Below are 26,845 nucleotides of genomic sequence, written 5' to 3'. Positions count from 1 at the left end.
CGGGGCCCGGGGGGCGGGGAGGGGGGGGGGGGGGGGGGGGGGCGCCCCCTACCCCCCCCCCCCCCCCCTCCCCCCCCCCCCCCCCCCCCCGTCCCCCCCCCCCCCCCCCCCCCCCCCCCGCGCCGTACCGAAACCTTCACCGAGCACGCCCACACCCCCCGCACCCATCACTCACAGTAATCATTCCCACGCCCCAGCGTGACACACCCCACTGACAGCGCTGAGGGCACGGAAGGCGCTGACAACGCTGACAGCGCTGCGAGCACGGAGAGCGCTGCGCGCAGGACCGCGCTGAGCGCGCCGCCGGCCCCGAAGCCGCGCTCCGGGGCGCCGTCCCCGCACGGGCCGGGGCGTGGCCTCCTGGGCGCGCGATGCCCGACAATGCTGCGCATGGTTTCCGCACGTACCCCTGCCACCGCGCCGCCCGGAACACCGAAGATCGGGCTCCGGGAGCGGAAGAAGATCCAGACCCGGGAGGCGATCCGGCGGGCCGCCTACCGGCTCTTCGAGGAGCAGGGGTACGACGCGACTCCCATCGACCAGATCGCCGAGGCCGCCGATGTCTCGCCGAGCACGGTCTTCCGCTACTTCCCGACCAAGGAAGACATCGTGCTCACGGACGAGTACGACACCGTGCTGGAGGCGGGGCTGCGGGCCCGCCCCGCGGACGAGCCGATGGTCGAATCGATGCGGCGGGTCGCGGTAGAGGCGGTGCGCGAGCTCACCGCCGCGGACCGCGGCGAACTCGTCCAGCGCATCCGGCTGGTCCGTGACGTACCCGCCATCCGGGGCCGTACGGCGGAGAACATCGCCCGGGACACCGCGTTGATCAGCGCGGTGCTGGCGGAGCGCACCGGCCGCCCGGCCGACGACCTGGAGCTGCGGGTGATCAGCGCCGCGGTCCTGGCCGCGCTCCAGGAGGCGATGCTGAACTGGGTCGCGGGCGGTCAGCGCACCGAACTGGAGGCGCTGATCCACCGGACGATGGATGTGCTGGCGCGGGGCCTCACGCTCTGAGTGCGTGCTCGATTCCCGCTGCCCCCTGGAGCAGTTCTTCGTCCATGCCGGATCCGCCGATGAGTTGGAGGCCGAGCGGCAGGCCGTTGGGGGCGCGGCCGGCGGGCAGGCTGATGGCCGGCAGCCCGGCGTTGCTCCACGGCAGGCACATGATCGAGGTGCCGGTGGTGGTGAGACCGGCGGGCGCGGGACCGGTGGCCGACGGGGCGATCCACAGGTCGACATCGGCCGCGGCGCGGTCCGCCGCGAGCCGGGCGCGGAAGGCATGACGCCGTATGCGGGCCGCCTCGTAGGCGGCGTCCCCGATCGTCCGGCCCTCCTGGATGGCCGCCGTGGTCTGCCGGCGGTAGCGGTCGCCGAAGCGGGCGAACCAGTCCCGGTGCGCACGGGCGACTTCATAGCGGTTCATCGTGAACAGCTGCTCGACGATCTGCTCGAAGTCGTCCATCACCGGCACCTCGTGGACGGTGTACCCGGCGGACCGCAGCAGCTCCTGCTGTTCCGCGAAGGCGCGCAGGGCCGCGTCGTCGGCGCGCTCCAGGTAGGGACCGGCCGGTACACCCAGTACCGGGCGCGGCCCGCGCCCCACCACGGCCTCCGGTCGCCATCCGTCGACCAGCACCGACGCCGCCAGGGCGACACCCGCCACGTCCGTGGCGTAGCAGCCGAGGGTGTCGAAGCTCGCGGCGTTGGGGATCACCCCGTCGACCGGTATCCGCCCGTAGCCCGGCTTGAAGCCGACCACTCCGCAGTAGGCGGCGGGCCGGATCATCGAGCCGACGGTCTGCGTCCCGATGGCCAGCGGCACCATCCCGGCGGCGACCGCGGCCGCCGAACCGCTGCTCGAACCACCGGGCGTATGCGCCGGGTTGTGCGGATTGCGGGTCGGGCCCGGGGCGGTGACCGCGAACTCCGCGGTGACGGTCTTGCCGGCGATCAGCGCACCGGCCGCACACAGCCGGTCGACGACGCCGGCCTGTCGCCCGCCGAGCACCTCGGGCGGCAGCGCCGAGCCCGCGCGGGTGGGCAGCCCGTCGACCCGCACGATGTCCTTGATGCCCACGGGGACGCCATGGAGCACGGGCCGGCCGGCGGGGTCCCGCACGGCGGCCGCCGCCCGACCCGCCGCCTCCAGGAGCCGGGTACGCCGCCCCGTCTCCGCCACGAAGGCCCGCACCTCCGGATCGACGGCGTCAATGCGGTCGCAGGTGCGGTGGACCGCGTCGACGGGGTCGTCGGTGCCGGCCCGCAGCGCCGCGGCTTCCTGGACGAGGGATCGCTTCTTGAGCAAGTTCGTCACGTTGCGAGGCTACAACCGGCCTCTGACAGCGGCGGGTTGTCGCTGGCTCCGCCACGGTGTCCCAGGGCTGGGACCTCCCAACTCCCCCAGGACTGCGCCCAGATGACGCCCTTCGGCTAGCTCGCGCAGGCCCCGCGGCGCCTGCTCGATGCCGTACAGCCGGGCGAGCGAGGCCAGAACTTGAAGACTTGACGCCGCGTCAGGAGCCATTTCGTCACTGGCCCCAGGGCACGGCGGCGGCCCCCTGGGACGGCCGTTGTGCCGTACGTCCAAGGGGGCCGCCGCCGCGGAAGCGCCGTGAACCGTGCGCCGGGCCCGGGCCCGTTCACCGGCAGATGATCACCCCCGGAGGCGCTCGGTCAGCTCCTCCGGGTCGGTGGTCGGGCGCTCGCAGGTGAATTGACGGCAGACGTAGGCGGCCGGTTGGCCGTCCACCAGGGGGCGGTCCTGGAGGAGCGGTACCTCGTCGGCCCCGGGGGCACCCAGTGCGACGACCGCCCCCGGGGCGGTGCCGAGCAGCGCGGCGCGGTGCAGCGCGGCGGTGGCCGGATCGCCCTGCGGGCCGACGACCGCGACCTCGCGCGGCCCGTCCAGTGCGGCCTCGGCGACGGCCAGGCCCCAGCCGATGAAGCGCGGGGCCCGCCCGGCGAGCGCGGTGACGATGCCCAGGGCGCGCTCCGCGGCGTCCCGGTGGAGACCGCTGCCGGTGAGCGCCGCATACGAGAGCAGGGCACCGGCCGCCGCGGTCCACCCGGAGGGCGTCGCGTTGTCGGTCGGGTCCTGGGGGCGGCGGATCAGTGCCTCGGCGTCGGCCGCGGTGTCGTAGAGCGCGCCGTCCTCGGCGGTGAACTGGAGCAGCACGGTGTCCAGGAAGAATCCGGCGAACTCCACCCAGACACCCTCCCCGGTGACCGAGGCCAGGGTGAGGAAGCCCTCCGCGACATCGGCGTAGTCCTCCAGGACACCGGAGTTGGCACCAGGGGTGCCGTCGCGGGAGGTGCGGTGCAGCCGGGCATGCCAGTCCATGTGGACGCGGACCAGCAGGTCGGCGGCGTCGGTGGCGGCCTGGATGAGGTCCGGCCGGTCGAAGTAGGCACCGGTTTCGGCGAGCGCGGCGATGGCCAGCCCGTTCCAGGAGGCGACGACCTTGTCGTCCCGCCCCGGGCGCGGCCGCTCCTCCCGCGCCGCGAGCAGCCGCCGCTTGAGGGAGGCCACCCGTTCGGCGTCCACCAGGCCCTCGGTGTCCGGGAGTTGGAGGACCGAGGCGCCCTCCTCGAAGGTGCCCTCCTCGGTGACGCCGAAGCAGGTGGCGGCGAACTCCGCGTCCTCGTCGCCCAGTACGGCGCGCAGCTGCTCGGGCGTCCAGACGTAGTAGGCGCCCTCGACGTGCTTGCCGGTGCCGTCATCGCTGTCCGCGTCCAGTGCGGAGGCGAAGCCGCCCTGGTCGGTACGGAGCTCGCGGACCATGAAATCGGCGGTCTCGACGGCGATCCGGCGGGCCAGGTCCGAGCCGGTGGACCGCCACAGATGCGCGTAGGTCCGGCACAGCAGGGCGTTGTCGTAGAGCATCTTCTCGAAGTGCGGCACAGTCCAGGTGGTGTCCACCGCATAGCGCGCGAAACCGCCGCCGAGCTGGTCGTAGATGCCGCCGCGGGCCATCGCCGCGCCGGTCGCCTGCACCATTTCCAGGGCCCCGGCGGACCCGGTGCGCGCGTGGTGGCGGAGCAGGAATTCCAGCACCATGGACGGCGGGAACTTGGGCGCGCCACCGAATCCGCCGTGCACCGCGTCGAATTCACGGGTCAGCCCCATCAGGGCGCCGTGCAGTTCCTCGGGGCCCGGCGGCCGCCGGTCCGCGGGCAGCGCCCCGGTCAGGGAACGTCCGGCCAGGTCGGCGACGATCCGTCCGGCGACCTCCCCGACCTCGTCGCGGCGGTCGGCCCAGGCGTTGCGCACCCCGTCGAGGATCTGCCCGAAGGACGGCATGCCGTGGCGGGGCTCGGGCGGGAAGTACGTACCGAAGTAGAACGGCTCGGCGTCGGGCGTGAGGAAGACGGTCATGGGCCAGCCGCCCTGGCCGGTGGCGGCCTGTACGGCCTCCATGTAGACGGCGTCGACGTCCGGGCGCTCCTCGCGGTCGACCTTGACGGACACGAAGTGCTCGTTGAGCAGCTCGGCGGTGGCCTGGTCCTCGAAGCTCTCGTGCGCCATCACATGGCACCAGTGACACGAGCTGTAGCCCACGCTGAGCAGCACCGGCACACCACGCCGCCGGGCCTCCTCGAACGCGGCGGCGGACCAGGGCCACCAGTCGACGGGGTTGTCGGCGTGCTGGAGCAGATACGGGGAAGTCTCATGAGCCAGGCGGTTCGGCATGGGTCCATCCTCTCCCAAGGGGGGCCGGTGAGCCGGGAGCGGAGGGAGTTGTCCACAGCCCTGCCGGAATCCGTGCGGACGCGGAACACTGTGCGTGCGGCGACGATCACCGCCGGAGACTGCTGGAACTGCTGGAGGGGGATGGCATGCCGGGCTCACTGGCTGTGCTGCGCGACGGCCACCGGGCGGAAGCGGAAGCGCTGTTGACCAGGGCGGTCGAGGAAGAGGTACGGCGCTCGGGCGGGCGGCTCGACGGGGACACGCTGCTCAGCAGGGCGCGCTCGGCGCTGGAGGAGCTGGCGGGCAGCGCCGCCGAGGAGTATTCCGCGTATGTGCGGGCGCTGGACGAGGCGGCCGCCGGTCAGCCCTCGCTGGGCCGGCGGCTGACCCGCAAGGAGCTGGGGACCCCCGCGGTGGCGACGGCCGCGGCGGCGGTGGCGGCCTGCGGCGCGGACCTCGCGTACGGCACGGGCGCGGGCGCGGCGCTGGGCGTAGGGGCGGTCGTGGTGGTGGCGGGGGCGGCGGCCACGGTCCTGAAGCTGACCGCGGGACACTGGCCGGCGGCCCACCAGGAAGCCGGGAAGCGCGGCCAGCCGGGCGGGGCCCAGCAGCTGCGGCTTCAGTGGCTGACGGCGCTGGAGGTGCGGGGCATCCGTCCGTTCCTGGACCAGCAGCGGATGCTGACGGCAGCGGCCCGCGGCGGGGGCACGGCGTCCCAGCCGGCCGCCTCGACGTCCAGCCGTGGGCCGCAGTTGCGCGGCGCTGACCGCAGCGCGGCGGCCCGTCAGCGGTCCGTACTGGAGCATTCGTTCGCCCAACTTCCGCGCCCGGACGGCGTGTTCGCGGGGCGTCGGGCGGAGCTGACGCAGATCGCCCAGTGGGTGCAGGCGGCCCGCGCGAGCACGGAAACCAAGCCGACGGTGGTGGTGCTGCACGGCGAGCCGGGGTCGGGCCGGACGGCGCTGGCGGTGCGGGCCACCCATCAGCTGCGCGATCAGTTCCGTGGCGCGTGTGTGGTGGATCTGCGCAGTGACACCCCCGGTGAGGTGCCGCTGCCCACCCGGGACGCGCTGCTGCATCTGCTCAACCGGCTGGGCGCGCCGCGCGAGCAGCTGCTGTTCCGCGAGCGGCCGTCCCAGGAACAGCAGGTCAAACGGCTCGCCGAGCTGTATCACCACCATCTGACCGGCCTGCCGGTGACGGTGCTGCTGGATGACGCCGCGGATGCGGAGCAGGTGCGCACGCTGGTGCCGGAGCGGTCCGACAGCCTGGTGCTGGTCACCTCCCGTACGCCCCTGGAGCTGCCCGGGGACCTCCAGGCATGGGTGCATCAGCTGCCGGTGGGCCCCCTGGACACCGCGGGCACCGAGGAGCTGCTGCGGGCCACCGCCGCGGGCGGTGGCGAGGCCCCGGACGCGGCGGGCCCGTACGACTCGCGGGCGATCGACGAGATCTCCGGGCTGTGCGCCGGGCTGCCGCTGGCGCTGCGGGTGGCGGGCTCCTCGCTCGGTACGCGCACCCCCGCCGCGCTGGCCACGGATCTCGCGGCCCACGAGGAACGGTCGCCGGTGGAGCGGGCCCTGTGGCTGCGCTACTGCGACCAGTCGGAGACGGCCCGTCGGCTGCTGCGCCGGCTGGCGCTGGTGGGCCGGGCGAGCCTGGGGGCGGCGGCCTCGGCTGCGCTGCTGGGCGTCGAACAGGCCGAGGCGGCCCGGCAGCTGACGACGCTGGCCCGCGCGGGGCTGATCGAGCATGTCCGCGGCGAGCGCTATCGCCTGCATGCCCTGGTACACAGCTTCGCGCATGACCGGCTGGTGGACGAGGAGGAGCCGGGCGAGCGCGGGGCGGCCCAGGAGCGGCTGATCCGTGGCTATGCGGAGCTGGCCGACTCGGTCATCCGGCTGGTCGACGGCCGGACGTCCACCCGCGCCGACCGCTTCGGATCGCACGGCTTCACCTCCCTGGACGCGGCCCTCCAGTGGCTGGACGACGAGAGCAGCTTCATCACCTCCGCGTTGCGCCATGCCGATCACGGCGTGGACCAGGCGGCGGTCTCGCATCTGCTGGGCGCGCTGGCCGACTACTGCCTGCTGCGCGGCGATCTCTACCGGCTGGGCGAGCTGAGCGAGCTGACCCGGGCCGTCGGGCAGGGGCTGCTGGTCCGCTCGGTGCAGTGGCGCACGGGTGTGGCGGCCCGGCAGCTCGGCGAGCTGGACAAGGCGCGGACGACCCTTGCGTCAGTGGTGGATCTGTATTTCGAGGCACACCATCCGGCGGGTGCCGCCCGTGCGCTGCGGGATCTGGGCATCACGCTCCAGCAGCAGGGCCATCTCACCGAGGCCTCGGCCAAGCTCCGTGAGGCGCTGGAGCTCCAGTCCGGCGCGGATATGCACGGTGACCGGGCGTGGACGCTGCACGCCCTGGCCGCGGTGGAGCGGGACCGCGCACAGCTCGCGGACGCGGTCGCCATGCTGCGTGAGGCGCTGGAGCTTCACGAGGAGAGCGAGAGCGTGCACGGCCAGGCCTGGGCGCACTTCCAGCTCGGCCAGGTGCATCTGCGCAGGGGCGATGTACCGGCCGCTGAGCAGGCCCTTCAGGCGGCGATGGAGCTCTACGGCCGGACGCACGACGAGCGTGGTGAGGCCTGGGCGATGACGCAGCTGGCGCGCGCCCGGCTGGTGGACGGCGATCCGGGGCCCGCGGTGGACCAGCTGCGGCAGGCGCTGCCGCTGCACCACCAGCACGAGGACGCCCGTGGTGAGGCCTGGACGATGTACTACCTGGGCCAGGCGCTGGAGGAGCGCGGCGAACGCGATGCGGCGCTGCGGCAGCTGGAGCGGTCCCGGACGATGTTCAGCCGGATGCAGGACGGCTACGGACTCGCCTGCGCCCGGCATCATTCGGGCCGGGTCACCCGTGATCTGCGGGCCGAGCAGACCGGCTCGCTGCGCAACAGCGGCTTCGCCCGGCAGCTGCTTCAGGACGCCCGTAAGGACTTCCAGCGGATCGGGGTGCCCCACGGGGAGGCGTGGTCCTGCCTGGAGTTGCTGATCATCGACGCCGGCAACGGCCGGGCGGCGCAGGCCCTGGAGCTGGCCGACGAGGCGGCGCGGCTCTTCGCCGGCTACGGCGACCGTCGTGGTGAGGACTGGGCGCGGTTCCTGCGCTGCTCGCTGCTGCCGCTCGCCTCGCCGGGCGGTTCCGTGGTGGGCACGGCCGTCGCCCAGGAGGAACTGGCGCAGCTGGTCCGGGAGAAGCATGCGACCCGCGACGCCAAGCTGGAGGACTGCGCGGAGGCGTTCGCGCTGCTGCTGGAGCGCGGGGTGGAGCCGGAATCGGGCTGGCAGGCCTGGCGGCTGGGCATGGTGCCGAACCGCCATGCACGCGAGGTCATGGGCGTGCTGATCGCCCCGGCCGACGCGGAGTGACGGCGGGGCGGGCCCGGAAGCGATGGCGGGAGCGATGGCGGGGATGCAGGGAGTGACGCCGGGTACGCCGGGGCGCACCGCCGCGGACGTGCGTGGTGACGCCCCGACGGCGCGCGGGCCCGGCTCGCCGGCCGCTCGGACCGACGAGCCGCCGGGCCGGTCAGCCGGCCGTGTCCATCGGCCGGCCGTCGACCGCCACCCGGTCTCTGCGGACCACCGGGGCTCCACGCAGCGGCCGGTCCGCACGGAGCGGCCGGCCCATGGGCCGAGCGGTCCTCGTCGTGGGCGGACCGGCAGGCCCCGCGCTCAGCTGGTCTTCGGCTCGGTGGCCGGCGCGGCGGCGGAGGCGGTGCTGCCTGCCTCGCCGCCCTCCGGCTGCTCCTCGAAGTCCACCTTCTTCATGTGCTTGTTCATGGACTTCATCAGCAGCCACACGGCGCCGCCGATGACCGCGAAGACGATGAAGCCGAGGACGCCGGGGGTCACCTTGTTCTTGTCGAAGCTGTCGGCAAGGGTGACGAAGTGCGTCAGGGCGAGGGTGCTGGTCGCGCTCATCATGGGGTCAATTGTTGCGGATGCCCGCGAAGAGGTCGTCCTCGGGGAGGGAAGTGTCCACGAGCGACTTCGCGAGCTCGTACTCCTCCGTCGGCCAGACCTCGCGCTGGATGTCCATCGGCACCCGGAACCACCCGCCGTCGGGGTCGATCTGGGTGGCGTGGGCGATCAGCGCCTTGTCACGGATCTCGAAGAACTCATCGCACGGGACATAAGTGGTCAGCGTGCGCTCACGCTGCTCGAACTGCTTCCAGCGCTCCAGCCACTCGCCATAGGGCGAGTCCATCCCGCGCGCCAGCAGCGCCTCGTGCAGCGCGACCGTACGGGGACGGTTGAAGCCCTGGTTGTAGTAGAGCTTCTGGGGCTGCCAGGGCTCACCGGCCTCCGGGTACTTCTCCGGGTCGCCGGCCGCCTCGAAGGCCACCATCGTGATCTTGTGGGTCATGATGTGGTCCGGGTGCGGATAGCCGCCGTTCTCGTCGTAGGTCGTGATGACCTGCGGCTTGAACGTCCGGATCAGGCGGACGAGGGGCTCGGCCGCCGCCTCGACGTCCTGCAAGGCGAAGCAGCCGTCGGGCAGCGGCGGCAGCGGGTCGCCCTCGGGCAGCCCGGAGTCGACAAAGCCCAGCCACTCCTGCTTGACGCCCAGGATCTCCCGGGCCTCGTCCATTTCCTTCTTCCGTACCTCGTGGATGTTCTCCTCGATATACGGGTCGCCCTGGAGTTTGGGGTTGAGGATGGATCCTCGCTCACCGCCTGTGCAGGTGGCGACCAGCACGTCCACCCCCTCGGACACGTACTTGGCCATGGTGGCCGCACCCTTGCTCGACTCGTCGTCGGGGTGGGCGTGAACCGCCATCAATCGCAGCTGCTCAGTCAAGACTCGATCCTCAATGAAGGGCCGGAGAAGATGCCTCCTATAGTGACCGAAGCGAGGGGGCACTGTATTCCCAGGGGCGGGGACCCCCCGGGGGTTCATGAGTGAGGTCCCCGTATCCAGGAGGATTGATCATGACCGCGGTGCGCGACGGGCTCCCCGACGGACGCTACGGCCGTTCCGCGGATCAGCGCGCGGACCGCAAGCTCAAGATCATTGGTGCGGTGCTCGGCGTCGCGCTGCTGGGCCTGATCGGCTGGTCCGGTGTCTCCTACATCACGGGGCAGGACCTCAGCGGCCGGGTGGTCGCCTGGGACGCGGTCTCCGACCACGCCATCAAGGTCCATCTCGAAGTCGTCAAGGACACCGACGCCAAGGGTGTGTGCACGCTCCGCTCGCAGGCCGAGGACGGCTCCGAGGTCGGCCGCAAGGACGTCACCGTCGACCAGCGCACGGGCCAGGTGGACACCGAGGTCACCGTGCGGACGACGAAGCGGGCGACCAACGCCGTGCTGGTCGGCTGCACGGCGTCCGGTACGGGCTGACCCCGCCACCCCGCCACCGCCACCGACCGGCCGACCCCACGAGCCCCACCGCCGACCGCCCGGCCTCTCACGCCACCCCGCCCGCCCCACGCGCCTCCGCACACCCCTGCCGGCCCACCGGCCACACCCCCACCGGCAGGGTCAACCGCACCGCCCGCCCCACCCGTGTCGCCTGGGCCACGGCCGGCACGGGGCGTGTCGGGACCGCCTCTGATCAGGCATGATGCGCTGCTGAGCGGTCGCTGTGAATTTCCTCTTCCCCGTTTTGTGCCGGAATTGTTAGGCTCGTGGTTTCGCCCACCTGTGAAGGCGCAAACCTTCCTGGTAGGGCGTTTGATTTATCCCCAGTACCGACGAGGAGCACCTGTGACCCAGACCAGCGAGAACGTCACCTGGCTTACCCAGGAGGCGTATGACCAGCTCAAGGCCGAGCTGGAGCACCTGTCTGGTCCCGCACGCGCCGAGATCACCGAAAAGATCGCGGCCGCCCGCGAGGAAGGTGACCTGAAGGAGAACGCCGGGTACCACGCGGCCAAGGAAGAGCAGGGCAAGCAGGAGCTGCGCGTCCGCCAGCTCACCCAGCTGCTCCAGACCGCGAAGGTCGGCGAGGCCCCGGCCGAGACCGGCGTCGTCGCCCCCGGCATGGTCGTCACCATCGCGTTCGACGGGGACCTGGACGACACGCTGTCGTTCCTTCTGGCCTCCCGGGAGTACGCGAGCTCGGACATCGAGACCTACTCCCCCCAGTCGCCGCTGGGCACCGGCGTGAACGGCAAGAAGGTCGGCGCCGAGGCGGAGTACGAGCTCCCCAACGGCAAGAAGGCGACCGTGAAGATCCTCGACGCCAAGCCGTACACGGGCTGAGGCCGAGACACCGCAGACGTCGGAGCGGCCCGGAGCGTGATGCTCCGGGCCGCTTCGTCGTGCTGGACACCGCTCGGGACCGCCGGGCCGTACGCCGCCCGGCTCCCCCGCGCCCTGTGCCGCCGGGCCCGCCGCGGGCCGTTCCGCCCGCTCAGGCCGCGGCCGACCGGTATTTGCGGACGGCCAGCGTCCGGAAGACCGCGATGATCACCAGGGACCAGATCACCGAGGCCACCACCGGATGCTCCATCGGCCAGGCACCGGTCACCGACTTCGGCACCCGGTCGATGGTGTTGCCGAACAGCTCCCGGGCGGCGGCCACCGTCGCACTGAACGGGTTCCACTCCGCGACATGCTGGAGGAACGCCGGCATGCCGTTGACCGGCACGAACGCATTCGAGATGAAGGTCAGCGGGAAGAGCCAGATCAGCCCGCCGGAGGTGGCCGCCTCGGGGGTGCGCACCGAGAGGCCGATGAGCGCGCCGATCCACGAGAAGGCGTAGCCGAGCAGGAGCAGCAGCGCGAAGCCGGCCAGCACCTCGGCGAGGCTCTCGTGGGTGCGCCAGCCGATCAGCAGCGCGACGACCGCCAGCACCACCAGCGTCAGCGCGGTCTGCACGAGGTCGGCGAGGGTCCGTCCGGTGAGCACCGCGCCCCGGGACATCGGCAGCGACCGGAACCGGTCGATCAGGCCCTTGTGCATGTCATCGGCGATACCCGCGCCGGCTCCGGCCGTGGCGAAGGTGACCGTCTGCGCGAAGATCCCGGCCATCAGGAACTCGCGATATGCCTGGGCGTCGCCCACGGGGGCGCCGGGGATGTTGATGGAACCGCCGAAGACGTAGGTGAACAGCACCACGAACATGATCGGCTGGATCAGCCCGAAGATCACCACTTCGGGAATGCGCAGCATCCGTATCAGATTGCGCTTGGCGACCACCAGGGAGTCGCGTACGGAACGGCTCAAGCCGCCGCGGGGCCGGACGGGGGCGGTGTCGGCCGCTTCGGTCACCGTGGTCACTTCACGCCCTCCTTGTCGGTCGTCACATCCGCGTTCAGGGCGTCGGCCGCCGTTCCGGCCTTCCTGCGCTTCTGCTGCCTGCCGACGGAGCCCCCGTCTGCCGGTCCGGCGTCCGCGGCGTCCGCGCCGTTGCCGTTGCCGTCCGCGGTCTCGGCGGCGTGGCCGGTGAGCGAGATGAACACATCGTCGAGGGTCGGGCGGCGCAGCCCGATGTCATCTATCTCCACGCCGCGGAGGTCCAGTTCGCGGATGACCTCGGCGAGCAGCTTGGCGCCGCCCGTCACCGGGATCGTGAGCTTGCGGGTGTGCGGTTCGACGGTGCCCTCGCCCTTGCCGAAGCCGCGCAGGACCTCGTCGGCGACCGTGAGGTGCTCGGGAGCGTGCACGACGACCTCGACGCGTTCGCCGCCGGTGCGGGCCTTGAGCTGGTCGGAGGTGCCGCGGGCGATGACCTTGCCGTGGTCGACGACGCAGATGTCGTGGGCCAGGCGGTCGGCCTCCTCCAGATACTGCGTGGTGAGCAGCAGGGTCGTGCCGCCGGCGACCAGCTCCTGGATGACGTCCCACAGACCCTGGCGGTTACGGGGGTCCAGGCCGGTGGTCGGCTCGTCCATGAACATCACGGGCGGGCTGACGACCAATGCGGCCGCGAGGTCGAGCCGGCGGCGCATACCGCCGGAGTAGGTCTTGGCGGTGCGGTCCGCGGCATCGCCGAGGTGGAAGCGTTCCAGCAGTTCGGCGGCTCGCCGCTTCGCGTCACGCCCGCTCATCTGGTAGAGCTGGCCGACCATCATCAGGTTCTCGCGACCGGTCAAGTACTCGTCGACGGCGGCGAATTGGCCGGACAGACCTATGGAGCGGCGCACTTTGTCGGGGTGGGCCAGCACATCGATCCCGGCGACCACCGCCTTGCCCCGGTCGGGCTGGAGCAGGGTCGTCAGGACCCGTACGGCGGTGGTCTTGCCGGCACCGTTGGGGCCGAGCATTCCGAGGACGGTTCCTTCGGGGACGTCGAGGTCGACGCCGTCCAGTGCCCTCACGTCACCGAAGGTCTTGACCAGACCTTCGGCGTAAATGGCGCCTGGCATAGGGGTACTCCCATGGCTTGGGTCAGTTCCAGGTCGAATATTACGGTTGGCGGTCTACGCCTGCTCTGTGGGCATTTGTCCGCAACGGGACACCATGACGCACCGGCACCCCGCAGCCGGGATACTACGACACAGACGCGATACATCGCGATACGTTTTGCCGACTTCGCGCGCAGCGGTGGAGGGAAGTGGAGGACGACAGCAGAGGAAACAGATGTTCGCCGACGCGTGTGGGGCGCCACGGTATACCCGTGACGCCCCATGGCCCCATCCCTTTTGCCGCATCCGTCGCGGCAGGCTCACTCCGTGACGAAGTACCCCGCCTCGCGCAGCGCCGCCCGCAGTTCAGCGCAGTGCGCCGGCCCCTTGGTCTCCAGATGCAGCTCCACCTCGACCTCGGTCAGACCGAGCCGCGGATCCGTCCGCACATGGCCCACATCGAGGACGTTCGCATCGGCCACCGACAGCACCCCCAGCAGCGTCGCCAGCGCCCCCGGCCGGTCCGTCAGCCGCAGCCGCAGCGAGAGATAGCGCCCGCCGGCGGCCATCCCGTGCCGCAGGATGCGCTGCATCAGCAGCGGGTCGACATTGCCGCCGGACAGCACCGCGACCACCGGCCCCTCGAAGGACTCCGGGTCGGCGAGCAGCGCCGCCACCGGGCTCGCCCCGGCCGGCTCCACCACCAGCTTGGCCCGCTCCAGACACAGCAGCAGCGCACTGGACAGCTGGTCCTCGGTGACCGTACGGACCTCGTCCACCAGCTCCTCGACCAGCCCGAAGGTCACCTCGCCGGGCCGCCCGACCTTGATGCCGTCGGCCATCGTCGACAGCCCCTCGATCGCCACCGGACGCCCGGCCGCCAGCGACGGCGGATAGCAGGCCGCACCCGCCGCCTGCACCCCGACGACCCGCACATCCGGCCGCAGCGCCTTCACCGCGAGCCCGATCCCGGCCACCAGCCCGCCGCCGCCGACCCCGACGACGATGGTCCGCACCTCCGGGCACTGTTCGAGAATCTCCAGCCCGACCGTGCCCTGCCCGGCGATGATGTCGTGGTGGTCGAAGGGGTGGATGAAGACCGCACCGGTCTCGCGCGCGTAGTCCTGGGCGGCGGCCAGCGTCTCGTCCACCACATGGCCCTGGAGCCGTACCTCCGCCCCGTATTCACGGGTGGCGGCCACCTTCGGCAACGGGGCGCCGACCGGCATGAACACCGTCGAGCGCACCCCCAGCAGGGACGCCGCCAGCGCCACCCCCTGGGCGTGATTGCCCGCGCTCGCGGCCACCACACCGGCCGCCCGCTCCTGCGCCGAGAGCCCGGCGATCCGTACGTACGCGCCACGGATCTTGAATGAGCCGGTGCGCTGGAGGTTCTCGCACTTCAGATGCACGGGCGCGCCGACCAGCCCGGACAGATAGCGGCTGCCCTCCATCGCGGTGGCCCGGGAGACACCGGAGAGCATCTTGTGCGCCGCCCGGATGTCATCGACCGTGATCGCAGCCGCCGGACCCTCCGCGGGAAGCGCGGCGGTGGTCTCCTGCGGCGTACGCGGCGTGTGGTCGGCCATGCCGCCAGTCTCGCAGTTCGCCCACCGGAGGGCCTTTTCTGCCCGAATGCTGATCAGTCACGCGGCGGGCGGGGGTACGGCGGCAGCCCGTACGACCGCCCGGGGCTACGGGGCGTTATCGGAATGGGCAGCGCAGGTACGCTCCGCGCCGGGTCCGCGTACGCTGTCCTCCCATCCATACGCACTTCCACCGAAGCGAGCTCCCGGCCATGCCCACCTCTTCGGACATGACGACCCACACCGACCCCGCTCTCCTCGACGCGCTGCAGCACCAAGTGGCCGTCTTCGCCCGCCGTGCAGAACAGAGCCGGCTCGGCGGCGTCGGACAGGCGCGCAACTCCATGGACCGCGCCGCGTATCTGCTGCTCAACCGCCTGGACCAGGAAGGCCCGATGGGGGTCAAGGCCCTGGCCGCCGGTATGGGCATCGACTCCTCGACGGTCACCCGGCAGGTCGCCCCGCTGGTCGACTCCGGTCTGGTCAGCCGCGCCACCCACCCCGAGGACGGCCGCGCCGTGGTGCTCCAGCTGTCCGAGCGCGGGCACGCCCGTCTGGAGGAGGTGCGCACCTCGCGCCGTGCGCTGATGGCCCTGGTGACCGAGCAGTGGTCCGAGGAGGAGCGCGCCGCCTTCACCACCCTCCTGACGCGCTTCAACGCCTCCCTCTGCGACATCACCGCGTCCTTGACACCGGCAGGCCCGGCGTCCTGACGCCTGCGCACACCGGCTGACCCGACGCGGGCCCCGAGCTCGCCCCGGCGGGGCCGCCCGGCCCGTCCCGCCTCTTGACCGGCCGGCCGTACTGCCGTGCTATAGGAGCCCAGGAGTCGTGCGTCCGTCATCCGGGAGGCGCGGTGCGACAGCGGCGGTCGGAGCAGGAGCGCCGCCGCGCCCGGGAGTTCGAGCGGTTCGTGGCGGGCGCGGCGGGCCGGCTGCTGCACACCGCCACCCTGCTGACCGGCGAGCCCGCCACCCGGCCCGCCCCGGCCGCCGAGGAGTTGCTGCTCCGGGCGCTGTCGCGGACGTACGCCGACTGGGACCGGCTGCGCGGCGACGATCCGTACGCGCACACCCGCCGGGAGCTGGCCGCCGTGTTCGCGCACACCGCCCGGCGCCACCGCCGGCCGCGCGGCGGGTTGCTGGACCGGCTGTCCCCGCAGGAGCGGCTGGTGCTCGTCCTGCGGTTCCACGAGGACGTGGCCGAGGAACAGACCGCCGCCCAACTCGGCCTGCCCGCCGAGCGGGTGCACGCGCTCGGCCTGCACGCCCTCGGGGAAATGCGCAGCCGCCGCCCCGGACCGGCCCCGTTTACGGAAACGGAAGCGGACCCCGCACCGGCAACGGGAACCACACCGGAACCCACCGCCCCATGAGTCCCGCCGACCGCAAGGAGACCGAGGTACGGCGGATGCTGGCCGGACCGCGTCCGCTCGTACCGGCCGATCTGGCCGCGCGCGCCACCGCCCGCGGCCGCCGGCTGATGCTCCACCGCAGACGGGCGCGGCACCTCGGCCGACTGCTCGCCCTCCTCGTGCTGGCGGCACTGGTCTGGGCAGCCACGACCCAGCCGTGGCTGCCCCCGCCGGCCCACACCACCCCTCACACGGAGGGGTGGTGAACGGCCGGCGCGTGTCCCGTCAGCCCAGCGCCTGCGCCAGGTCGGCCAGCAGGTCGTCGACGGACTCGATGCCGACCGAGAGGCGCACGAGGTCGCCGGGGACCTCCAGCAGCGACCCGGCCGTCGAGGCGTGCGTCATCCGCCCCGGGTGCTCGATCAGCGACTCGACGCCGCCCAGCGACTCACCGAGGGTGAACAGCCTGGCCCGGTTGCAGACCTCGACGGCCTCCTGCTCGCCGCCCGCGACCCGGAACGACACCATGCCGCCGTAGGACCGCATCTGCTTGGTGGCCACGTCGTGGCCCGGGTGCTCGGCCAGCCCCGGGTAGTAGACCTGGGTCACCTTGTTGTGGGAGCTCAGCAGCTCCGCGATCCGCTCCGCGTTGGCGCTGTGCCGGTCCATACGGACGGCGAGCGTCTTGATGCCGCGCATCACCAGCCAGGCGTCGAACGGGCCCGAGACCGCGCCCATCGCGTTCTGGTGGTAGGCGAGTTCCTCACCCAGGGTGTCGTCATTGACGACCAGGGCGCCACCGACCACATCCGAGTGCCCGCCCATGTACTTGGTCGTGGAGTAGACCACCACATCGGCGCCGAGGGCGAGCGGCTGCTGGAGGTAGGGGCTGGCGAAGGTGTTGTCAACGACGAGCTTGACCCCGGCGTCCCGGGCGACGGCGGCGAGCGCCGCGATGTCGGTGATCCCGAGCAGCGGGTTGCTGGGCGTCTCCACCCAGATCGCCTTCGTACGGGGCCGCAGTGCGGCGCGCACGGCCTGCGGGTCGGAGGTGTCGGCCACCGACCACTCCACGCCCCAGCGCTCGACGACCTTGGAGATGAGACGGAACGTGCCGCCGTAGGCGTCATTGGGGATGACGACATGGTCGCCGGGGGTCAGCAGGGTCCGCAGCAGGCAGTCCTCGGCGGCGAGGCCGGAGGCGAAGGCGAGGCCGCGGCGGCCGCCGTCCAGAGCTGCGAGGTTCTCTTCGAGGGCGGTACGGGTCGGGTTGGCACTGCGGCTGTACTCGTAGCCGCCGCGGAGCCCGCCCACGCCGTCCTGCTTGTAGGTGGACACCTGGTAGATGGGAGGTACCACCGCACCGGTCGCCTCATCAGGCTCCTGACCTGCGTGGATGGCACGGGTTTCAAAATGCTGGTGGCGCTCTTCGCGCTGATCGCTCATGCCTGCCGAGGGTAGTCGTCCGCGCAACCGAACTTTCCGGAACTTTCTGGTTGGCTGGATAGTGGATACAGACGAGGATCCGCACAGCGGTTCCCGTAGCCACCCGCCGCACACCGCCCCTCGCACCCGCCGCCCACATCTCCACCGCACCGCAGCTCCCAGGCAGCCGTTACAAGAATTTCAGGTACAGGACACCCCACATGGACGCTCTGCTGGTTCTCTTCGCCGCGCTCGCGCTTGGCGGCCTCGTCTTCCTGCCCTGGATGCGACGCCGACGGGCCGTACAGCACACCCTGCAGGGCCTGGTGGTGGCCTCCGACCCGATGGCGGGCTACGGCTTCGTACCGCTGGAGCAGCTCGACGTACGGCTCCCCGGCCCGGACCAGGAACTGGCCGACGCGCTCGCCGAGATGCGCCGCACGCACGACTGGCGCCCGGCCGCCGAGCTGCTGAAGTCCACCGGCGACGACTGGGAGCGCCGCTGGCAGCGGGTGCAGACACTGGCCGGGGCCGCGGCCTTCGAGCTGGCCGCGGAGGAGGCGTCGGAGCAGCAGCGGCGCGGTACGGGCCCCGGGTACGGCGACGGCGGGCGGACCGGCGGAATCTGGCTGCGCACCTGGCGCTCGGAGGCGCCCAAGGATCCCGGCGGCGCCCAGACGCACGCCCAGTTCCTCGTCGTGCAGGCGCTGCGCGACCCGGGCTCCCAGGACTTCCGCATGATTCTGGAGGAGGCCCGTACGGTCTGCCGGGAAGCGGCGCTGCTGGCCCCCGGCAGCCCGATCCCGTACATCACCGAGCTGGCGATCGCCCGCGGCCTGCACGACCGCCCCGCCGACTACGAAGAGCTCTGGTCCAAGGTCGCCCAGCGTGCCCCGCAGCACATGGGCGCCCACCTCGCCGCGCTCCCCTACTGGTCACAGAAGTGGCACGGCTCCCGCGAACAGGCCGAGTCCTTCGCCGAGCGCGCCGCGGCCGCCGCCCCCAAGGGGACCCTCCTCCCGGCCCTCCCCCTCTTCGCGGTCTACGAGCACCTCCCCGAGGCCAACATGGTCCGCAGCCTGTACCAGAGCGCGGTCGTCGAGCGCGCCATCGAGGGCGCCCACTTCGCCCTCCGCGAGGCCCCCGCCGACCACCCCATGGCCCCGCACGTCCGCCATCTCCTGGTCTGGTTCCTGGTACGCGCCGAACGCTACGCCGAGGCCATGGAACAGCTCCGCCTCGTCGACGGCCATGTGGGCGCCGTCCCCTGGTCCTACGGCCACAGCCCCGCCGCCGAGTACGCCGCCTACCGCGCCCTGGCCATCGCCGGCTGGGAACAACTCGGCGGCACCTCCGCGGGCTTCCCACCGTCCGGAAGCTGACCCCAGAGGCCGGAGGCGGGAGGCCGGAGGCGGGAGGCCGGAGACGGGAGGCCGGAGACGGGAGGCCGGAGACGGGAGGCCGGAGACGGGAGGCCGGAGACGGGAGGCCGGAGACGGGAGGCCGGAATGCCTCCCGCTCCACGGGTGTTCCCCTGAGTGCAGCCTGACCGCCGCCGTCACCACCGCCACACGCCGCCCGCCACGGACCGCCGACCGCATCCCCGCCCCAGCCCGAGCCTCAGCCGGGTCGCCCCTCCCAGCCAGGTCATCCCCCCAACCAGGTCATCCCGCCCCAGCCAGGTCATCCCGCCCCTCCTCTCCCAGGAGCCTGATCCCCATGCTGTTCTCCCGCTTCAAGAACCAGCTCCCCACCCCGGAGGAGGCACTCGAAGGCCGCCCCGAGCGGACCTTCGCCGTCCCCGACCGGCACACCGTCCTCGGCAACCCGCTGCTCGGCCCGTACCCGGACGGCTTGGAGATCGCCGATTTCGGGCTGGGCTGTTTCTGGGGCGCCGAGCGGAAGTTCTGGCAGACCGAGGGCGTCTGGACCACCCTCGTCGGCTACCAGGGCGGTCACACCCCCAACCCCACCTACGAAGAGGTCTGTAGCGGCCACACCGGCCACACCGAGGCCGTCCGCGTCGTCTACGACCCCACGGTCGTCCCCTACACAACCCTCCTGAAGCTCTTCTGGGAGTCCCACGACCCCACCCAGGGCTTCCGCCAGGGCAACGACGTAGGCACCCAGTACCGCTCCGCCATCTACACCCACTCCCCCACCCAGCAGCAGACCGCCGAGTCCTCCCGCGACGCCTACCGCCCCGTCCTCCACAACGCCGGCCACGGCGACATCACCACCGAAATCCTCCCCGCCACCGGCCGCCCGTTCTACCCGGCGGAGGGCTATCACCAGCAGTACCTGGACAAGAACCCGACGGGGTACTGCGGGATCGGGGGGACGGGGGTCAAGCTAAGTGACCCGTTCGAAACGAACTGGGGAGCTTCCTGCCCGACGGGCATCGCGCCTGCCCCGGAAGTCACGGAGCAGTAGAACGCCCCCGCCAAGCCGGTCCAAGCGCGGGCAGCCGCTCTGTCTCTCCCTCACTCGTTCGAGCGGAGGGAGAGCGCTTGTGCCAGATACGCTGACACACGGGATCAGAATCACGCCCATGGGAGTAGCCATGACCACCTCCGCCGCTGGGCAGCCACTCATTCCCCAGCCCCCTGCCACGGTTGCCGCGCTGCGGCAGGCGATCAGTCAGATCGCCCCCGCAGCTCTGCCGGCCTTCACACAGGAGTTGGACCAAGCGGCCGACCAGTCCCGGCAGGGCTCCGACCTGGCACCACTCCAGCGGTTCATCGCCCAGTGGGCCGCCTATGTCCACATCCAGCGTCAGCCCGATGCAGCAGCGGACCTCCGCCGGTGGGAGAACGCTGCCAAATCGGGCGACGCGGCTCAGGTACGGCAGGCCGCCTCTGAGATCGGCCGGATCCTGGACGAAGCCCACGCCGCCATCGGCCTCCCGGCCCGGTGAGCGCTGACTGGCGCTGGGAGTACGACCCCGACCACGACCATGTGGCGGGTGGCATCCCTGGCCATGTGGTGGCGGAAGTGGAACGTCTGGCCGGCCAGCTCGTAGACCTTGCAAGGACCGGCATCGACGTCAGCGATTTCGGCAACGGTCCCCGGCCCGGAGGCCTGCGCCGCATGGACGCCGCCGGCGGTTGGTTCTACTTCCTCGTGGCACCGCGTGGCCCGCTGATCATCATCGTCCGCATCATGCCACCGTTCGACGCACTGTAGCCGTCACCACTGAAGCACCCCGGGTACCTGGGGTGACTTGACACGCAAGACCCGTAGGGGCGGGGTCTCTTGCCCGGTCGGTGTCGCGAAGGCAGATGGCTAAGTCCCTCTTACACGAGGTCTACAGCCCCTCATGCCTCCGGTCCTTTCGTATCGAACGCGTACGCCCGGACGGGATCGAGGTGGAGTTCGTACGGGCCCATGCAGTCGGCGGCGAGGGTGGCGACGAGGGCTCCGCACCCGCAGGCCATGTTGCGGCCCCCGGTGCCGAGCGGACCGCAACAGCCCTGGTGCCGGCCACTCTGCTCCAGCAGTCGCAGAGTCGGCACGTCGTCGGGATGCACGACGACCGTGTTCCTCGTGCCGGCCGACGTCCAGTCGGTCAGCTCGGGCGGCATGAGCAGTTGGCGCGGATTGTGCGGCCGAGGCTCGCCGGCCGGCGGGACGAACGGTGCACCCCACGGCTCGGGATCAATCGCATAGTGTCCTCGCGGCACAGCGGACGGTGCGAGACGTGTCTCCTTGTCCCGATCGACGTCACGATCCGAGACCTCCGGCACGAAGGGCAACTTCACCAAGTCCGAAGTGAGTTCGGCTCCGCACTTCGCGCAGAAGAAGACCGTCATACAAGCCGTTGTAGCGGACACGCGCCGGCTTGTGGGCTTTGGAAGAGAGCCGGTAGGTCCGGCTCAGCGGACTCGGTAGCCGGCATCGGCCTGGAGTCGCGGAAGCCGTGGGGCCTACGGAATGAACAAATCGGCCAGATAGGTCGGCTTGGCCTCTATCTCCGCATAGCGCCCGGTCTCCTTCGACCAGGCGACGTTCCCGGCGGTGAGTGCATGGAAGTCCCTGACGCAGCGGAGCGCGTCGGCGATGACGTCGTCGGCGAGGCCGGAACGTGCCAGCCGCTCGGGCAGGACCTGTTCGAGGTCGAGGATGCGCTGGACGTATCCGGCCTGCATCACGGCCACTCGCTCCACCGCCTTCTGGAGGCTGCACCGGTGGTGGTGGCAGATCACCGTGACGGCGTTGAACGCGTAGTCGTGGGCGCGTTCTTTGGGCAGCGAGTAGAGATCGTTAATGCAGGCATTCGCGTAGATCACTGCCTCTCGCATGTCCGCGAAGGCTGGATTCGCATGCAGTTGGTCGGGCAGGTCCACACCGATACCGATTTCCACCAGGTCCAGGACCGCATCGAATGCGAATGAGGCACGACGGTGGGCGAGATATTGCTGCAGGCCGGGTACACGCCCTTCCTCCCGGTGAATCATATCGGCTCGGTAGCTGTCGAAATACCACAACAGGTGCGGGACAAATCTTCGTTGCCATGCGGAGGAACGGACGGCCACGGTACGGCGCCACAGATCGGCCAGAGAACGCGCCAGTCGCCCACTCGTGACGTTTCCGTCGAATACGGCGAACAACGGCCCGAACGCGTCCCGCCACTGCTCGGGGTGGTAACCGCGCACCGGGTCGTCGTCGAACTGGTCGTCCAACTGGAACAGCCACGCGTTCCACTGGGTGATCAGCGTCAGCGCCTCCTGTGAGGCGTTGGGGCACAGCCACGCGGTGAGCCGGTCCACACGGGTGCGCTGCACATGCCGGCGCGCCTCTTCGGTGGGCACCAGACCGAACTCGTCCAGCCACGCGTCAACGGCCGCGGTGGCCTCCTGGAGTTCCGGATTGAGCACTGCCCGTACGGGTATGTAAAGGTCCGGTATTCGGAAATTTTCCATACGTCAGCTCGCTCTCGGTAATTCTCTGCCATTCGCGGCATCCAGCGACATTGCCGATGCGGCATGCCAAGGCCCGCATGGAGCATGACCAGGCAGTCCCAACCACCGATGTAAATTACCCTGCCGGTCGATGACGTTCGACAGAGGTCTCGTTTCTTTGGTGATCTTCGACTTGCGTCGGGCAGTGCCACGGACGGGAAATTCGATTGGCGGTGGAGGCAAGTGCCCCGCGATTTCGGCGAGTTGAGGGAATTCCGGGGCGGGCGGGCCCGGTCAGCTGCGGCGGTCGGGCTTGTTCAGCCGGGCCAGGAGCAGCGCGACGTCGTCACCCAGGCCGTGAGCCTCCTGCGTACCGTCGAGGAGGGCATCGACAACGGTCTCCAGGTCCGCCGTGGGAGCCCCTCGCAGACCCTTGAGAAACCTCTCGTAGCCCTGGTCGATGTCCTTGTTCACGGCCTCGAGGAGGCCGTCGGTGGTCAGCGCGAGCACGCTGCCCGGAGCGATGCGCAGGCGGGTGGTCGGGTACCGCTGCTCCCGGTCGATGCCCAGAGGGAGGCCGCCGGGGACCTCCAGGAGGCGCGGCGGCTTGCGGGGGGTGATCAGCGCTGGGGCCGGATGGCCCGCCCGGCACACCTGGAGCCGCCCATCGGAGGGGGTGAGCGCGATGTAGCAGCACGTGGCGAACAGGGCCCGGTCCGGGTCGGTGTTCAGCTCGGTCAGCAGGCGGTTGGTGCGTTCCAGGACGGCCGCCGGCGGGTGTCCTTCGTTCGCGTAGGCGTGCACGGCGGTGCGCAGCCGCCCCATGAGAGACGCGGCGTGAACGCTGTGTCCCTGCACATCTCCGATGACCAGGGCCACGCCGCCGTCGGGCAGGCTGATGGCGTCGTACCAGTCCCCGCCGATCCACATACCGGAGGTGGCGGCCTGGTAGCGGGCGGCGATGGTCACACCCGGCGCCGTGAGCGGCCCGCGCGGCAGCATGCCGCGCTGGAGCTCGGTCGCGAGCGCGTGTTCCGACTCGTACATGCCGGCTCGCTCCAGTGACTGGGCGAGCAGTCCCATGGCGGCGACCAGGAGGGCCCGCTCCTCGGGCAGAAATTCCTGCGGCTCGGGGAAGCTGACGAGGCAGGAACTGACGCGACCGCGCGAGTCCGTGAGCGGCAGTGCCGCCCACGCCTGTCGGGCCGACTGCTCCAGCGGCGCCAGGTGCGGATGGCCGGTGATCAGCGCGTCCGCGGAGCCGATGAGGACGGGTGCCCTGCGGTCGAGCGACTCCTCGACGAGCGAACGGACCGTGGCGTCGAGGACTCGTATGGCGTCCTCCCCCTGCTCGTCGTCGGCGCACGAGGCGACGACGGACAACCCGTCCCGCTCCGGGGCGATCACTGCCAGCGCGCCCGCTCCGAAGGTACGCAGTCCTGCCTGCGCGGCGGCCATGATGTCCTTGACCGTCACCGCGGCGGCCAGAGCCGCGGTCAGCTCCTGCATCCAGCGGTCACGGGTGGCGCGCTCGTACAGCCGCAGCCTCTCCGCTTCGTGGCGCTCACGGACGGCCGTGGTGTCCACGACCACTCCGACCATGCGGGCCGGCAGCCCGTCGGCGTCGGGCAGGACGCGGCCCCGGGCTTCCAGCGACCGGTACCGGCCGTCACCGGAAGTGACGCGGTACTCGATCTGGTAGTTACCGCAGGATTCCGCTATCAACCCCAACGCATCGCGCACATCGGCCAGATCGGACTCGTGTACCGCGGCCAGGAAGCTGGAGATGTCCGACGGGCCGTCCTCGGGCATGCCGTGCAGTGCGAGGGTGACCGGATCGCAGCTCACCTCGCCGGTGGAGATCTCCCAGCAGAAGAAACCCGCCTGCACGATGCTCGCGTTGGCCTGGAAGGCGCCGGGATCGTCCCCATCCTCCCGGAAAACAGCAGTACGCACCGACCCGACGTCTTTCACGGCATCTCCCTGCGGCGGCGTGCTCTACTTCGCTCCGAGGAGCCGACCGGGCTCGAGCGTATGGGCCACGCAGTGTAACGGGTGACCGATGAAATCCAGCCAGCTAGGCGACTCGGGAGCCTGCGGGACTGCGACACCATTCCCTCCTAGATGCGAACGGGCTCTTGCAGCAGAGAGTGCTCTCGCCCTTCCAGGGAAGATCGCCGGACCGACCCGGCTGTGGCCGGATCGTGCGCATGGTATTGACTTCCTGGATCTTGCGCTAGACGTCCCACCCGGCAGACCGCGTCGGCCGGGCCAAGAGAAGCGGGGAGAGAAGCGGGTAGAGAAACGGCAGCCGCGTTGCCGGTCCGCCGCGCCGTGGAGCAAGGCGCCGCTCACCAGGAAAACCCACACCCCACCTCTTATCTTGGTGAAGACGGCAAGAACGTGAGTGATGGCGCGTGCCATCCCGTGCGCACGTGCCCATCCACGCTGTGGGGACGGTGTGCACGGTGGATTCTGCGCAGGCGGGAGGTCGGCCTGGTGGGCGATCCACGTCGCCACCGTTCGTAGTGGCCGAGCCACCCTCCGGGCCCCCGCTCGCCACCGCGCTCATCGATCCCGACGGGCGGGTCCAGCGCTGGAGCGACGGCGCACGGGCACTGACCGGCTATCCGGATCAGGAGGTCATCGGCCGGGACGCGGCGCTGCTCGCCGACCGGACGCAGCTACGGGGAGGTGCGCTCGTCCAGGCACTGCTGCGCACCGCCGGCAGCGTGCACACCGACTGGCTCCGCTGCCGCGACGGCACCTGCCGCAGCGTCACCTGGCACTCCGTGCCGGTTCCGCTGGCGACCGGTACGGGCCTACTCGCCGTGGCGGTCCCCGAGGCGCAGGTGACCAGCCAGGGCCACACGATCACGCTCGACCGTCTTCTGCATTCCTCACCCGTCGGCCTGGCGGTCATCGACACGGAACTGCGCTTCCTGTACGTCAACGAGACGTACGCCCGCGTGCATCGCATCCCCGTCGAACAGCATCTGGGCCGGTCCGCCCTCGAAGTCCTGCACCTGCCCGATCCGGAAGCGATGGAAAAGTTGCTGCGCCGTGTTGTGGACAGAGGGGAGACCATCGAGAACCTCCGGGTGGCGGCCAACAGGCCGGACGGCGATCCGTACGAGGTCGTCGCAACCCTGTTCCCGCTTCAACGGTCCGACGGCACGGTCATGGGCGTAGGAGGCATCGTCTACGAGTTGGCGGACGGCGGAGGCGAACTCCTGGACACGGCCCACGGGCGGCGCAGGCTGGAACTGCTGGGCCGGGTCAGTGCCAGGCTCGGCCAGGGGCTGGACCCGCGAACCGTCGCGACCGAGCTGGTGGCGGCCTGCGTTCCGGCCTTCGCCGAAGCCGTCGAGGTCGATCTGCTGGAGAGCGCGGCGCAGCCGACCGCCGATTCCTTCGATACCCGTGCGGCGGAGTCGGGCGAGCAGCCCGCTGAGCCACCGGAGCCTCTCTTCCACCCCCTGAATCTCACGTCAGGCACCAGCAGGCCCCGTCCCGAGGACGAGCTGCCGCAGCCACGTCCGACGCTCCGGGCCGCCGCCCAGTGCGTCAGCTCGGCGCAGCCGGTGGCATTCGAGACCGCGACGAAGGACGGGTCCGCGCTGCACGGCTTGGCGGTGCCGCTGATCGCGGTCGGCAGGATGATCGGAGCTGTGACCTTCCTACGGCAGGTGGAGGCCTTCAGTTCCGAGGACACGCTGCTGGCGCGCGAGATCGCGGCCCGTACCGCCACCGCGATCGACAACGCGCTGCTCTACCGACGCGAACGGCTGGCCGCTCTCGCGCTCCAGCGCCATCTGCTCCCCACTCAGCTGCCCTCGGCGAAATGGTTCCAACTGGCGTACCGCTACCGCCCGGCCGAAGACGACACCTTGGCCGGGGGCGACTGGTACGACGCGGTGGCGCTCCCCGGCGGCAGGATCGGGTTGGGGATCGGTGACGTGATCGGCCACGGCGTGGGCGCCGCCGCCGCGATGGGCTGCTACCGCTCCTCGGTGCACGCGCTACTGGCCGTGGGGCTGCCGCCAGGCCAACTGCTCACCCGCTTGGACGGGTTGTTCACCGGCAGCGACGGCGAACTCGCCGCGACCTGCACCTGCGTCGTGTACGACGGGGGTGTGGGACGCTGCCGCATCGCACTCGCCGGACACCCGCCCCCTCTGCTGGTCATGCCGGACGGATCGGTAGCCGTGCTGGAGTGCGAGCCAGGGCCGCCCGTGGGGATGGGCCTGCACGACGTGTACGCCGACCAGGAATACCCCGTCCCGCCAGGGAGCCTGATGGTCCTCTACACGGACGGGATGATCGAAGACCGCAAAGCGGTTCTCGACCTCGACCAGGGAATCGCGCTCCTGAGCCGAGCCGTCCGCGACCCGAAGGCACCCCTGGACGAGATCTGTGACGCGATGACGGCCGTACGTCCGGCCAGCTCCACGGACGACGCGGCGCTCCTCGTCGCACGACTGGGCAGGCTCTGAACGCTGCCGTTGTTCGGAGGCGCAGCGAACGCG

General features: G+C 71.2%; 23 protein-coding genes. 12 read left to right on the top strand and 11 right to left on the bottom strand.

The window, feature by feature from the left end:
* Window positions 1–390 precede the first annotated feature (390 nt).
* Complete coding sequence (locus ACZ4XD_RS03530; RefSeq protein ID WP_468037750.1) at window positions 391–1,017, top strand: TetR/AcrR family transcriptional regulator; 627 nt, start codon at window positions 391–393, stop codon at window positions 1,015–1,017.
* Here the strand turns inward: ACZ4XD_RS03530 and ACZ4XD_RS03525 are convergent.
* Both ACZ4XD_RS03525 and ACZ4XD_RS03520 read right to left on the bottom strand, forming a co-directional pair.
* Complete coding sequence (locus tag ACZ4XD_RS03525; RefSeq protein WP_468037748.1) at window positions 1,007–2,317, bottom strand: amidase; 1,311 nt, start codon at window positions 2,315–2,317, stop codon at window positions 1,007–1,009. The two genes, ACZ4XD_RS03530 and ACZ4XD_RS03525, sit on opposite strands and share 11 nt — an antisense overlap.
* Window positions 2,318–2,656: 339 nt before the next feature.
* Window positions 2,657–4,693, bottom strand: a complete 2,037-nt coding sequence (locus ACZ4XD_RS03520) for a thioredoxin domain-containing protein (RefSeq protein WP_468037746.1) — start codon at window positions 4,691–4,693, stop codon at window positions 2,657–2,659.
* A 146-nt stretch (window positions 4,694–4,839) separates the two neighbouring features.
* On the opposite strand from ACZ4XD_RS03520, the gene ACZ4XD_RS03515 reads away from it, so the two are divergent.
* On the top strand, window positions 4,840–8,121 hold the full coding sequence (locus ACZ4XD_RS03515; protein ID WP_468037745.1) for a tetratricopeptide repeat protein: 3,282 nt from the start codon (window positions 4,840–4,842) through the stop codon (window positions 8,119–8,121).
* A 306-nt stretch (window positions 8,122–8,427) separates the two neighbouring features.
* On the opposite strand, the gene ACZ4XD_RS03510 is transcribed toward ACZ4XD_RS03515, so the two are convergent.
* Both ACZ4XD_RS03510 and mca read right to left on the bottom strand, forming a co-directional pair.
* Window positions 8,428–8,679, bottom strand: coding sequence for an RAMP4 family protein (locus ACZ4XD_RS03510; protein ID WP_468037743.1), 252 nt, complete (start codon window positions 8,677–8,679; stop codon window positions 8,428–8,430).
* A gap of 4 nt (window positions 8,680–8,683) precedes the next feature.
* Window positions 8,684–9,556 carry a mycothiol conjugate amidase Mca gene (mca, locus tag ACZ4XD_RS03505; RefSeq protein ID WP_078885506.1) on the bottom strand — a complete coding sequence of 291 codons (873 nt, stop codon included), beginning with the start codon at window positions 9,554–9,556 and terminating at the stop codon, window positions 8,684–8,686.
* 131 nt (window positions 9,557–9,687) lie between these two features.
* On the opposite strand from mca, the gene ACZ4XD_RS03500 reads away from it, so the two are divergent.
* Together ACZ4XD_RS03500 and greA are read left to right on the top strand one after the other, a co-directional pair.
* Window positions 9,688–10,098 (top strand): DUF4307 domain-containing protein, encoded by a 411-nt coding sequence (locus tag ACZ4XD_RS03500; RefSeq protein ID WP_468037741.1) that lies wholly within the window; start codon window positions 9,688–9,690, stop codon window positions 10,096–10,098.
* Window positions 10,099–10,464: 366 nt separating this feature from the next.
* Complete coding sequence (greA, locus tag ACZ4XD_RS03495; protein WP_387233207.1) at window positions 10,465–10,962, top strand: transcription elongation factor GreA; 498 nt, start codon at window positions 10,465–10,467, stop codon at window positions 10,960–10,962.
* Window positions 10,963–11,113: 151 nt separating this feature from the next.
* Here greA and ACZ4XD_RS03490 read toward each other — a convergent pair whose 3' ends face one another.
* The 3 genes from ACZ4XD_RS03490 to ilvA all read right to left on the bottom strand — a co-directional run bounded on the left by ACZ4XD_RS03490 (window position 11,114) and on the right by ilvA (window position 14,639).
* On the bottom strand, window positions 11,114–11,983 hold the full coding sequence (locus ACZ4XD_RS03490; RefSeq protein WP_468037739.1) for an ABC transporter permease: 870 nt from the start codon (window positions 11,981–11,983) through the stop codon (window positions 11,114–11,116).
* Window positions 11,980–13,071, bottom strand: a complete 1,092-nt coding sequence (locus ACZ4XD_RS03485) for an ATP-binding cassette domain-containing protein (protein WP_468037737.1) — start codon at window positions 13,069–13,071, stop codon at window positions 11,980–11,982. The genes ACZ4XD_RS03490 and ACZ4XD_RS03485 overlap by 4 nt, the downstream gene beginning before the upstream one ends.
* A 299-nt stretch (window positions 13,072–13,370) precedes the next feature.
* Window positions 13,371–14,639: a threonine ammonia-lyase gene (gene ilvA, locus ACZ4XD_RS03480; protein ID WP_468037735.1), complete on the bottom strand. Its 1,269-nt coding sequence runs from the start codon at window positions 14,637–14,639 to the stop codon at window positions 13,371–13,373.
* A gap of 209 nt (window positions 14,640–14,848) precedes the next feature.
* Here ilvA and ACZ4XD_RS03475 point away from each other — a divergent pair, with 209 nt between their 5' ends.
* The 3 genes from ACZ4XD_RS03475 to ACZ4XD_RS03465 all read left to right on the top strand — a co-directional run bounded on the left by ACZ4XD_RS03475 (window position 14,849) and on the right by ACZ4XD_RS03465 (window position 16,256).
* Window positions 14,849–15,349, top strand: coding sequence for a MarR family winged helix-turn-helix transcriptional regulator (locus tag ACZ4XD_RS03475; RefSeq protein WP_468037733.1), 501 nt, complete (start codon window positions 14,849–14,851; stop codon window positions 15,347–15,349).
* A 143-nt stretch (window positions 15,350–15,492) separates the two neighbouring features.
* A complete protein-coding gene (locus ACZ4XD_RS03470; RefSeq protein WP_468037731.1) occupies window positions 15,493–16,011 on the top strand; it encodes a sigma factor-like helix-turn-helix DNA-binding protein in 519 nt (172 codons plus the stop codon).
* Complete coding sequence (locus tag ACZ4XD_RS03465) at window positions 16,008–16,256, top strand: hypothetical protein (protein WP_468037730.1); 249 nt, start codon at window positions 16,008–16,010, stop codon at window positions 16,254–16,256. Before ACZ4XD_RS03470 ends, ACZ4XD_RS03465 begins: the two co-directional genes overlap by 4 nt.
* A gap of 19 nt (window positions 16,257–16,275) precedes the next feature.
* On the opposite strand, the gene ACZ4XD_RS03460 is transcribed toward ACZ4XD_RS03465, so the two are convergent.
* Window positions 16,276–17,436 (bottom strand): cystathionine gamma-synthase, encoded by a 1,161-nt coding sequence (locus ACZ4XD_RS03460; RefSeq protein ID WP_468037728.1) that lies wholly within the window; start codon window positions 17,434–17,436, stop codon window positions 16,276–16,278.
* Between the two features lie 200 nt (window positions 17,437–17,636).
* Here ACZ4XD_RS03460 and ACZ4XD_RS03455 point away from each other — a divergent pair, with 200 nt between their 5' ends.
* The 4 genes from ACZ4XD_RS03455 to ACZ4XD_RS03440 all read left to right on the top strand — a co-directional run bounded on the left by ACZ4XD_RS03455 (window position 17,637) and on the right by ACZ4XD_RS03440 (window position 20,601).
* Window positions 17,637–18,797 (top strand): hypothetical protein, encoded by a 1,161-nt coding sequence (locus ACZ4XD_RS03455; protein ID WP_468037726.1) that lies wholly within the window; start codon window positions 17,637–17,639, stop codon window positions 18,795–18,797.
* Between the two features lie 337 nt (window positions 18,798–19,134).
* Entirely contained in the window at window positions 19,135–19,848 is a 714-nt protein-coding gene (gene msrA, locus ACZ4XD_RS03450; RefSeq protein ID WP_468037724.1) for a peptide-methionine (S)-S-oxide reductase MsrA, read from the top strand.
* 130 nt (window positions 19,849–19,978) lie between these two features.
* Window positions 19,979–20,332, top strand: a complete 354-nt coding sequence (locus ACZ4XD_RS03445) for a DUF6247 family protein (RefSeq protein WP_468037796.1) — start codon at window positions 19,979–19,981, stop codon at window positions 20,330–20,332.
* Window positions 20,329–20,601: a hypothetical protein gene (locus tag ACZ4XD_RS03440; RefSeq protein ID WP_468037722.1), complete on the top strand. Its 273-nt coding sequence runs from the start codon at window positions 20,329–20,331 to the stop codon at window positions 20,599–20,601. Before ACZ4XD_RS03445 ends, ACZ4XD_RS03440 begins: the two co-directional genes overlap by 4 nt.
* Window positions 20,602–20,732: 131 nt before the next feature.
* Here ACZ4XD_RS03440 and ACZ4XD_RS03435 read toward each other — a convergent pair whose 3' ends face one another.
* The 3 genes from ACZ4XD_RS03435 to ACZ4XD_RS03425 form a co-directional block, all read right to left on the bottom strand.
* Window positions 20,733–21,227, bottom strand: a complete 495-nt coding sequence (locus ACZ4XD_RS03435; RefSeq protein ID WP_468037721.1) for a hypothetical protein — start codon at window positions 21,225–21,227, stop codon at window positions 20,733–20,735.
* A 114-nt stretch (window positions 21,228–21,341) separates the two neighbouring features.
* Window positions 21,342–22,292 carry a terpene synthase family protein gene (locus ACZ4XD_RS03430; protein WP_468037719.1) on the bottom strand — a complete coding sequence of 317 codons (951 nt, stop codon included), beginning with the start codon at window positions 22,290–22,292 and terminating at the stop codon, window positions 21,342–21,344.
* 318 nt (window positions 22,293–22,610) lie between these two features.
* Window positions 22,611–24,290 (bottom strand): SpoIIE family protein phosphatase, encoded by a 1,680-nt coding sequence (locus ACZ4XD_RS03425; RefSeq protein ID WP_468037717.1) that lies wholly within the window; start codon window positions 24,288–24,290, stop codon window positions 22,611–22,613.
* A gap of 554 nt (window positions 24,291–24,844) precedes the next feature.
* Between ACZ4XD_RS03425 and ACZ4XD_RS03420 the strand changes: the two genes are divergently transcribed.
* Window positions 24,845–26,812: a SpoIIE family protein phosphatase gene (locus ACZ4XD_RS03420; RefSeq protein WP_468037715.1), complete on the top strand. Its 1,968-nt coding sequence runs from the start codon at window positions 24,845–24,847 to the stop codon at window positions 26,810–26,812.
* Window positions 26,813–26,845 lie beyond the last annotated feature (33 nt).

This window comes from Streptomyces sp. NPDC029466, assembly GCF_055574515.1.
The sequence above is the reverse complement of the archived record's forward strand: the minus strand, read 5'-3'. Positions and strand labels throughout refer to the sequence as shown.

Excerpts from the sequence above, each read along its gene's own strand:
- ACZ4XD_RS03530 (WP_468037750.1), top strand. The coding sequence starts at position 391 with ATGGTTTCCGCACGTACCCCTGCCACCGCGCCGCCCGGAACACCGAAG.
- ACZ4XD_RS03520 (WP_468037746.1), bottom strand. The coding sequence starts at position 4,693 with ATGCCGAACCGCCTGGCTCATGAGACTTCCCCGTATCTGCTCCAGCAC.
- ACZ4XD_RS03515 (WP_468037745.1), top strand. The coding sequence starts at position 4,840 with ATGCCGGGCTCACTGGCTGTGCTGCGCGACGGCCACCGGGCGGAAGCG.
- ACZ4XD_RS03510 (WP_468037743.1), bottom strand. The coding sequence starts at position 8,679 with ATGATGAGCGCGACCAGCACCCTCGCCCTGACGCACTTCGTCACCCTT.
- ACZ4XD_RS03500 (WP_468037741.1), top strand. The coding sequence starts at position 9,688 with ATGACCGCGGTGCGCGACGGGCTCCCCGACGGACGCTACGGCCGTTCC.
- ACZ4XD_RS03485 (WP_468037737.1), bottom strand. The coding sequence starts at position 13,071 with ATGCCAGGCGCCATTTACGCCGAAGGTCTGGTCAAGACCTTCGGTGAC.
- ilvA (WP_468037735.1), bottom strand. The coding sequence starts at position 14,639 with ATGGCCGACCACACGCCGCGTACGCCGCAGGAGACCACCGCCGCGCTT.
- ACZ4XD_RS03475 (WP_468037733.1), top strand. The coding sequence starts at position 14,849 with ATGCCCACCTCTTCGGACATGACGACCCACACCGACCCCGCTCTCCTC.
- ACZ4XD_RS03465 (WP_468037730.1), top strand. The coding sequence starts at position 16,008 with ATGAGTCCCGCCGACCGCAAGGAGACCGAGGTACGGCGGATGCTGGCC.
- ACZ4XD_RS03460 (WP_468037728.1), bottom strand. The coding sequence starts at position 17,436 with ATGAGCGATCAGCGCGAAGAGCGCCACCAGCATTTTGAAACCCGTGCC.
- ACZ4XD_RS03455 (WP_468037726.1), top strand. The coding sequence starts at position 17,637 with ATGGACGCTCTGCTGGTTCTCTTCGCCGCGCTCGCGCTTGGCGGCCTC.
- msrA (WP_468037724.1), top strand. The coding sequence starts at position 19,135 with ATGCTGTTCTCCCGCTTCAAGAACCAGCTCCCCACCCCGGAGGAGGCA.
- ACZ4XD_RS03445 (WP_468037796.1), top strand. The coding sequence starts at position 19,979 with ATGACCACCTCCGCCGCTGGGCAGCCACTCATTCCCCAGCCCCCTGCC.
- ACZ4XD_RS03435 (WP_468037721.1), bottom strand. The coding sequence starts at position 21,227 with ATGACGGTCTTCTTCTGCGCGAAGTGCGGAGCCGAACTCACTTCGGAC.